At 41.5% G+C, this 7,876-nt stretch carries 10 protein-coding genes; 2 read left to right on the top strand and 8 right to left on the bottom strand.

The genetic code is table 11. From position 1 onward, the window contains the following. Nucleotides 1-448: 448 nt before the first annotated feature. Nucleotides 449-1,078, bottom strand: coding sequence for a hypothetical protein (locus GX654_05840; protein NLD36376.1), 630 nt, complete (start codon nt 1,076-1,078; stop codon nt 449-451). A gap of 330 nt (nt 1,079-1,408) precedes the next feature. On the opposite strand from GX654_05840, the gene GX654_05845 reads away from it, so the two are divergent. After that, on the top strand, nt 1,409-2,182 hold the full coding sequence (locus tag GX654_05845; GenBank protein NLD36377.1) for a DUF72 domain-containing protein: 774 nt from the start codon (nt 1,409-1,411) through the stop codon (nt 2,180-2,182). A gap of 12 nt (nt 2,183-2,194) precedes the next feature. Further along, nucleotides 2,195-2,923, top strand: coding sequence for a septal ring lytic transglycosylase RlpA family protein (locus GX654_05850; GenBank protein ID NLD36378.1), 729 nt, complete (start codon nt 2,195-2,197; stop codon nt 2,921-2,923). Between the two features lies 1 nt (nt 2,924). On the opposite strand, the gene GX654_05855 is transcribed toward GX654_05850, so the two are convergent. The 7 genes from GX654_05855 to GX654_05885 all read right to left on the bottom strand — a co-directional run. Beyond that, nucleotides 2,925-3,206, bottom strand: a complete 282-nt coding sequence (locus GX654_05855) for an integration host factor subunit alpha (GenBank protein NLD36379.1) — start codon at nt 3,204-3,206, stop codon at nt 2,925-2,927. A gap of 35 nt (nt 3,207-3,241) precedes the next feature. Continuing rightward, nucleotides 3,242-3,739, bottom strand: coding sequence for a pantetheine-phosphate adenylyltransferase (gene coaD / locus GX654_05860; GenBank protein ID NLD36380.1), 498 nt, complete (start codon nt 3,737-3,739; stop codon nt 3,242-3,244). Beyond that, entirely contained in the window at nt 3,739-4,296 is a 558-nt protein-coding gene (gene rsmD / locus GX654_05865) for a 16S rRNA (guanine(966)-N(2))-methyltransferase RsmD (GenBank protein ID NLD36381.1), read from the bottom strand. Before rsmD ends, coaD begins: the two co-directional genes overlap by 1 nt. Nucleotides 4,297-4,533: 237 nt before the next feature. Then, nucleotides 4,534-5,211: a tRNA (adenosine(37)-N6)-threonylcarbamoyltransferase complex dimerization subunit type 1 TsaB gene (tsaB, locus tag GX654_05870; GenBank protein NLD36382.1), complete on the bottom strand. Its 678-nt coding sequence runs from the start codon at nt 5,209-5,211 to the stop codon at nt 4,534-4,536. A gap of 3 nt (nt 5,212-5,214) precedes the next feature. Beyond that, nucleotides 5,215-6,333: an RIP metalloprotease RseP gene (gene rseP / locus GX654_05875; protein ID NLD36383.1), complete on the bottom strand. Its 1,119-nt coding sequence runs from the start codon at nt 6,331-6,333 to the stop codon at nt 5,215-5,217. A 92-nt stretch (nt 6,334-6,425) separates the two neighbouring features. After that, nucleotides 6,426-7,589 carry a 1-deoxy-D-xylulose-5-phosphate reductoisomerase gene (locus tag GX654_05880; protein NLD36384.1) on the bottom strand — a complete coding sequence of 388 codons (1,164 nt, stop codon included), beginning with the start codon at nt 7,587-7,589 and terminating at the stop codon, nt 6,426-6,428. Beyond that, on the bottom strand, nt 7,589-7,876 hold a 288-nt coding region (locus GX654_05885), incomplete at its 5' end, for an SDR family NAD-dependent epimerase/dehydratase (protein ID NLD36385.1). The genes GX654_05885 and GX654_05880, both read right to left, overlap by 1 nt.

A 7,876-nucleotide genomic window follows, 5' to 3' on the forward strand; every position in this document is an offset into this window, starting at 1 on the left:
ATTTATCCTGTCATTTCAATAGATTTTAGCTTGACGCCAATGCGCGAAGGCGGGAATCCATTTGAAAATTAAAACCCAAAACGAATGGATGCCCCGATATATCGGGAAATGACAGGATTATTATATTTTTGGACTGTATCCTATCTTAATCCACTTTTCAATCACTGGATTTATTTATTCAGAGGATGTTTAACTCTTATGTTTGGTGAGCGGGATAACAAAAAGCACAGTCCCCCTGCCTTTTGGGCAGGGGGACTGTGAAAAATAGCAGGCTGAGATATGTTTGGGATTAATTAGTGTCCATCCAGAAAGAGCCAAATCCTGTATGGGGCTTTCAGCTGTCAGCGATCAGCTGTCAGCTAACTCTTTGGTTTAAAAGTCTTTTGCTGAAGGCTGAATGCTGATGGCTGACCGCTAGAATTAAAAAACGACAGTTTCCGGATGGACACTAATTATCTCCTACACTATCCAATTTTTTCAACACATAGAAAGAAGGTTTCATGCCCCTGTATTGATAATCACCTGATTTCCATTCATAAAACATAAAGGTTTCCCCATCTATCTCTCTGATTTCACATCTGCTTGCAGTTTTATTAAATCTGTTTAGAACTAAGCCTTTGGTCCAAGTAATCAAAGGGTTTGAAACCTTTTCCGAATCCATTGACAGGGTCAAAGCACCGCCTGTATCAAAACTTATTTCAGTCAGAAAAAAATCTCCTGGCCAGTTTCTCTTATAGGGAATAAAATCCTCTATGTTATTCACACAATCTACACTCTGCCAGATGCCTATCATCTGTTCATCATCCTCAAATGGAAGATCAACATCATCCTCTAATATTCTTTTGGGTTTAAAATTAGAATAGTCATTACTGTCTGACTTCTTTAGCACATAAAACCATGGTTCCTTATGCCTGAAAGAATAATCTCCATTCTTCCATTCAAAAAACATATAGGTGGCTCCATCAATATCTTTTATTTCATAGCGGCTCGCTGTCTTACTCTGTTTGTTAATAATTAGCCCGTTAGTCCAGGATGTTGTTGTATAAGCCAGGATTGCATTATCAAATGCACCAAGCATTTTACCACCCTTAATAAAAACCAGCGCATTTAGATATAAATCACCCCTCCAGCTCTTCTGCCCTGGAATAAAAGCTTTTCAGCAACCTCCTTTGGTATCTCCTTTTTCAAAATTATACCTCCTTATTTGGATTTTAAATGATATACACTTTAAATTTTAAAAAGGTTCGAAAAAATCTTTTTCACAAAAAACATACCTTGTGAACAGTTTGACAGTTTATGAGCATTAGTCTATTTAAGATGTTAATATCGGTTTTAAAAACAGGGTGTTTTAGCCAGGGCACTGTAATCATATACCTTGAAATTGTAAACACCCTTATTGGTAAAGGGAATGGCAGAGATCCTCATTGGAACATCAGGCTACTATTATGATGACTGGAAAGGCGTATTCTACCCGGAGAGCCTTCCCCAAAAAGAATTCCTCGCCTTTTATGCGCAAAACTTCAATATCATTGAACTGAATTTCACATACTACAAACAGCCAGAGGCACAGCAGATCAGTAGAATGATGGGAACATCAGGCAACCTCCTGTTTATAGTCAAGGCTTACAAGGGGATAACACACGAGATTACCGCTGGCTCCATTAAAAATATCCTGCCCAGATTTCTTGGTGGCATCTCACCCCTTTATGAAAAAGGGCGGCTTGAAACGATCCTGATCCAGTTTCCTTTGAGTTTCCACTATACTGAAAAGAACAGGGTCTACCTGAGGGAACTGCTAGAGGCAATCTCTCCCTTCCCGGCCTGTGTTGAGTTCAGGAACAAAGATTGGCTAAAGGAATCTGTTTATGAAGGGCTAAAGAGACTATCAGCAGGATTTGTCTGCGTTGATGAACCTGACCTGCCTGGGCTCATACCCCCTGTTGCCATTGTCACATCAAAGGCTGGCTATATAAGATTTCATGGCCGTAATAAAAAGAACTGGTATGGCACAGACTCAACATCGAGGTATGACTACCTGTACAGTGAAGAGGAGCTTAATGGATGGATGGCTGCGATCACAAAGATCGCAAAGGAAACTGAAAAACTCTATATATTTTTTAACAATCATGCTAAATCACAGGCAGTAACAAACGCAAGGATGCTGATAAATCTGCTCAAATGAAAGGCATTTTTTATGAAATACAGACTGCTTATATCCACCCTGATTTGCCTGGCAATTGCCGGCTGTGCTCCAAAACGGCCGCCAATCAAGGTAGGTATACCCGTACCTTCAAAAGATATTCCTGAAAAAAAGGAATCCTATTATATTATAAATGGTGAACGTTATTACCCTATCCCAAGTGCCACAGGATTTGTTCAAACAGGAATAGCCTCATGGTACGGTGATGATTTCCATGGAAAGAGGACTGCAAACGGCGAGGTCTATGATATGCACAAAAAAAATGCGGCCCACACGATACTACCCTTTAATACCTATGTAAAAGTCACCAATCTGAACAACAAAAAGTACACCATTGTGAGGATCAATGATCGCGGGCCATTTGCAAAGGGAAGGATAATCGATCTCTCATACGCCGCTGCTAAGGAGATTGATATGGTAGGCCCTGGCACAACTCAGGTAGAGGTTGTTGCACTGAACAGGGATCAGATAGACCCAGGTATACACGAAGGCATATTTACTGTACAGGTAGGTTCATTCGCTGAACAGGCAAATGCAAAAAGGTTGGCTGATAAACTTTTGGTGTTGTATGAATACGTTAATATAACCGAATATATTGATGCAAATAACAAAAGATTTTTCAGGATTCACGTATCCAAAACCCATACCCTTGATAACGCAATGGAGGCTAGAAAGAAACTTGAAGAGCTGGGGTTTACCGAGGCATTCATTGTGAGGCTGTAAATCAGGGATTAATACTGTCTCTTAACAAGCCTGATGTCTTGAATACAACCACCCTCCTTGGTGCAAGCATAAGATCCTCTGAGGTCTGGGGGTTGCGGCCCCTTCTCTGTGACTTGTTCTTTACAGATAGCTTACCGAACCCGCTTATAAGGACATCCTCTCCGCCGACCAGAGATGTTTTAATCATTTCAAATACCCTTTCCACTACAGAGCGCGATTTTGTCTTACTTAAACCGACATTATCATATATGTCACAGATTATTTGTTCTTTTGTTAAGGCCATAACTTACCCTCCAGAGCTCATAAATCAAAAAATGATTACATACCTTTATTAAAACCAAATTTCCGTTTCAGCTTTTCATTTACAATCGGAGGAACAAGCCCCTTGATATCCCCGCCACACCGGGCTGCCTCCTTTATGATGGTTGAGCTTATATAAAACCACTTGTAGTCTGTCATGAGAAAGACAGACTGAATATCCCTGTTCAGCTTCCTGTTCATCAGGGCCATCTGGAATTCATATTCAAAATCAGACAAGGCCCTTAAGCCCCTCACCACGATATTTGCGTTTTTTTTAACAGCATAATCTACCAGAAGCCCGTTAAATGAATCAATCTCAATATTTGCTTCATCCCTGAAGATCTCTTTAAGCATGGAGATCCTCTCCTCAAGGGTAAAAAGCGGGGTTTTATTCGGGTTGACCAGGATTGCAACAACAAGTTTGTCAAATATCTTGAGTGCCCTTTTAATTATGCTTATATGTCCGTTTGTAAGGGGATCAAATGTTCCAGGATAGATTGCAAGTTTCTCATTCATTATATTTGCCTTTCATATATATCTATTTTTGTTTCACCATATATCCTGGTTTTATTCAGAATAAATTTCCCTGCATTCAGGGGCAGGACCTCATCTCTTTTTGACTCTGTAACAATTATGCCATTGTCAGACATTATCCCCATTTTGGTGATTGTTTCCAGCACACAGGGAATCAGCTCCCTGCCATAGGGAGGGTCGATAAAGGCAAGATCAATTACACCCTTTTTCAGCTTCTCATGGGCAGGCATACTATTCTTAATATCCCCCTTTAAAACATATCCCCTGTCGCTGAGACCGCATAATTCAAGATTTTTCCTGATAAGCTCAACTGACCTCATTGAGTTATCAAAGAACAAGGCCCATTCAGCCCCCCTGCTCAAGGCCTCTATGCCCATGATCCCTGTCCCGGCAAAGATATCCATTACATGAAAGCCGGTGGTATCATTACCTATGATATTAAAAACCGCCTGCCTCACCTTGCTTGATGTGGGGCGTATATTCATGCCGCTCAAACTGCCAAGCACCCGCCCGTTTAGCTCTCCCCCTGTTATTCTCATCAGGTTTTATCCGGCATATACAGTTAATTCAGATATCCAAGGGGTATTAAATCTTGTTTTTCTATTATGGTCTTTATTCATTATGCATGATTACAGCTAAAGATTATTCAAAATAATTTTATGATAAAGATTTCATAATATTTTTTTATTATATTTGTCAACGGGTTATGACTGCTGCAAAATAAAGCAACAACAGGGTTAAAATAATTTTCGTTTTTACTCAGCTTCTAAAAGGCATCAGCCCGGGGGCCTGATATCAGGGGCAGCAATATAGTCAGGAACCACGTCAGTAAGGTTATCAAAATCATTATTCCTGAAACGTTTAAGGGCAAGTATGCCAACAGAAGATGCCCTCAGGTTCCAGTGATTCTCTCCTGCAAGAATAATCATACTGTTGCTGGATTCCATAACCCGTACCTTCTGCTTTATATAATCATTACCCACTACCACGGTCGGTTCGTTGAACATTGTGCCTATCTCAGATATCCCCTTACCCTTTATATCTGACTCTCTTACTAGATCATCGCCAACCTTTTTGTACATGGCATAAAAGACCTCTTCCCTCCTGGATGCAATCATGGCGCATACGGGCATCCCGGTGAATGAAAGAGGTGATGCAATAGCATCAAGGCTTGAGACAGCTATAAGAGGTATACCTCTGCTGTAGGCTATACCCTTTGCAGCGGAAAGCCCTACTCTTAAGCCAGTAAAACTCCCCGGCCCCTTTGCAGCGGCTACAGCCTTAATGTTTGATGGATCAAATCCTGTTGATGAAAAAAGCATATCTATTGCCGGTATAAAGCCGGTAAAGGTGTTGCCCTTAGGTATCACCATGTATTCGGCTGCAATAATGCCATCGGGTTTTATAAGTGCAATACTGTACTGTGCTGTAGAGCTGTTTATAGCTAATATCATTTTTTATTTAGTAAAGAGACGAAGGATGTCATTATAAAAAACCACGGCCATAAGAAGCAGCAGTATAGAAAGCCCTATCTTCTGGGCGAACTCACGCTTGTTCATACTCAAAGGCCTTCCTAAAACAAGCTCTACAAGGAGAAAAAGGATTACCCCTCCATCAAGGATTGGGATTGGCAAGAGGTTCAAAACACCCAGGCTTATACTGATAATAGCCATAAATTCTAACACATAATCAATACCTTTCTGAACAACTATCCCGGCCACCTGTCCTATCATTATGGGACCACCAACATTCTTTATTGAGACTTCACCCTGAGGCAGCTTCACAACAACAAGACATGTGTCAGTGATTGTTTTGCCAGTATGGGAAACAGCAGTAATAAATGATTCCATAAGACTTAAATCGTTATATACAATCTTTCCTGCATTGATTACACCAATCAGGACAGTCTTTATATCCTCTCCGGCCTCATTAGTAAAAACAGATTCTTCAGGAATTACAGTCAAGGAAAGGAGCTCATTTCCCCTCGCCACCTCAATATTTACAGGGGTATTAGCCCTGTTTTCTATAATTTTTCTTAAATCTGCCCACTCTTTTAGCTCTTTGCCATCCACTGCTTTAACGATATCGCCTTTGAGCAGACCAGCCTTTTCCGCAGGTGAATCCTCTTTTACAATCCCTATTTCAGGGGTAAAAACAGGTTCCGGGGTAAGCTGAGGTGCACCGAAGATCGCATATAACCCGAAGAACAGGACAAATGCGAGCACCAGATTAAAAACAGGGCCTGCGGCTACTATGGCTAATCTTTTTAGCGGATGCTGTTTATTAAAGGCCCTCATGATATCCTTTGTATTAACAGGAGGGGCATCCTCTCCAAGGTCGTCCTCCCCCAGCATCTTTACAAAACCACCCAGTGGTAGATACCTGATTGAGTACTCTGTTTCTCCATACTCCTTTGAAACAATTTTAGGTCCAAAGCCCAGGGCAAATTTGAGAACCTTTACATTGAAAAATTTAGCAGCGAGAAAATGGCCCAGTTCATGGAAAAATATCATTATCCCAAGCACAATTATGGTAGGGATTATATTAATATAAAATATCTGTCCTAAATTTTGCATAAAACTTATTATTGTATCCATATTTTGCTCACGTTGTTAACTGTCTTAATAGCATTATAGAGAATTACACCCATAAATAAAGGAATAAAAAATTATTTTCCAAGTTTGTTTATCATATCCAGCGCCTGTGCCCTTGCCCACCTGTCTGCCTCCAGTACAGCCTCAATAGTATTGACCGGCATTGTGCAGTGTGCATACATTGTCATCTCGATCACTTTTGGTATATCTAGGAACGATATCTCATCCTTCAGAAACGATGCGACCGCAATCTCATTGGCCCCGTTCATAACAGCGGGCATGCTCCCACCCTCTTTAAGTGCATCCACAGCAAGCCTGAGGCACCTGAATTTTACAGGGTCAGGCGCATAAAAATGGAGACTTTTTATGGCCTCAAGCCTTAAATAAGGAAGGTCGGTTTTTAGGTGCTCAGGGTATGAAAGGGCATAGGAGATAGGGGTCATCATGTCAGGGATACCCATCTGGGCAATAACTGACCCGTCATTATATTCCACCATGGAGTGGATAATACTTTCAGGGTGTACAATCACATCAATCTGATCCAGCTCAAGGCCGAAAAGCCATTTTGCCTCGATTATCTCAAGCCCCTTGTTCATTAGCGTAGCCGAATCTATGGTAATCTTTTTACCCATCTCCCAGTTCGGGTGCTTAAGGGCCATTGCAGGCGTGATATTTTCAAGTTGACTCAATGTAAAATCCCTGAATGGGCCGCCTGATGCGGTAAGGATAACGCGTCTCAGGTCATCCAGGTTATGGCCCTGCATACACTGGAATACAGCGCTGTGTTCACTGTCAACAGGCAGGATTGATACGCCCTTTTGTTCACAAAGACTCATGATTATTGCGCCTGCCATTACCATTGTCTCTTTGTTGGCAAGGGCAATATCCTTTCCTTTTAAGATTGCATCATATGTGGGTAAAAGCCCTGCGGCACCGCTCATGGCAGAAACCACAATATCAGCCTCATCCAAGACAGCTATTCTTTTAAACCCCTCTTTGCCCCAGTATATCTCTGTTTTTATATCATGAGACAAACGACCCTTTAAAACCTGTGCCTGAGCCTCCTGTGAAACCGCCACAGCAACAGGCATGAACTCCTCTATCTGCTGCCCGATAAGATCAATATTATTCCCTGCAGAAAGGCCCACTACCCTGTATTTGTCAGGATTAGATCTTACCACCTTTATGGTGCTTGTGCCTATTGATCCGGTAGAACCTAGTATTGAGATATTCTTCATTATTGACCGATACGTTCCCTGAAATATTCTATGGTCTTTTTAAGACCCTCTTCCACCATCATATGCGGCTCCCACCCAAGTTTTGCCTTTGCCAGACTAATATCGGGCTGCCGCCTTTTCGGGTCATCCATTGGAAGTGGCCTGTATTCCACCTTTGAACCTGATCCGGTAAGCCTGATAACCATTTCAGCAAGTTCCCTCATATTGTATTCATTCGGATTACCCAGGTTTACAGGGCCTGTAAAGCCTTTAACGCTGTTCATCATCCTGATCATTCCATCTATCAA

This window comes from Desulfatiglans sp., assembly GCA_012513605.1.
Classification (GTDB): domain Bacteria; phylum Desulfobacterota; class DSM-4660; order Desulfatiglandales; family HGW-15; genus JAAZBV01.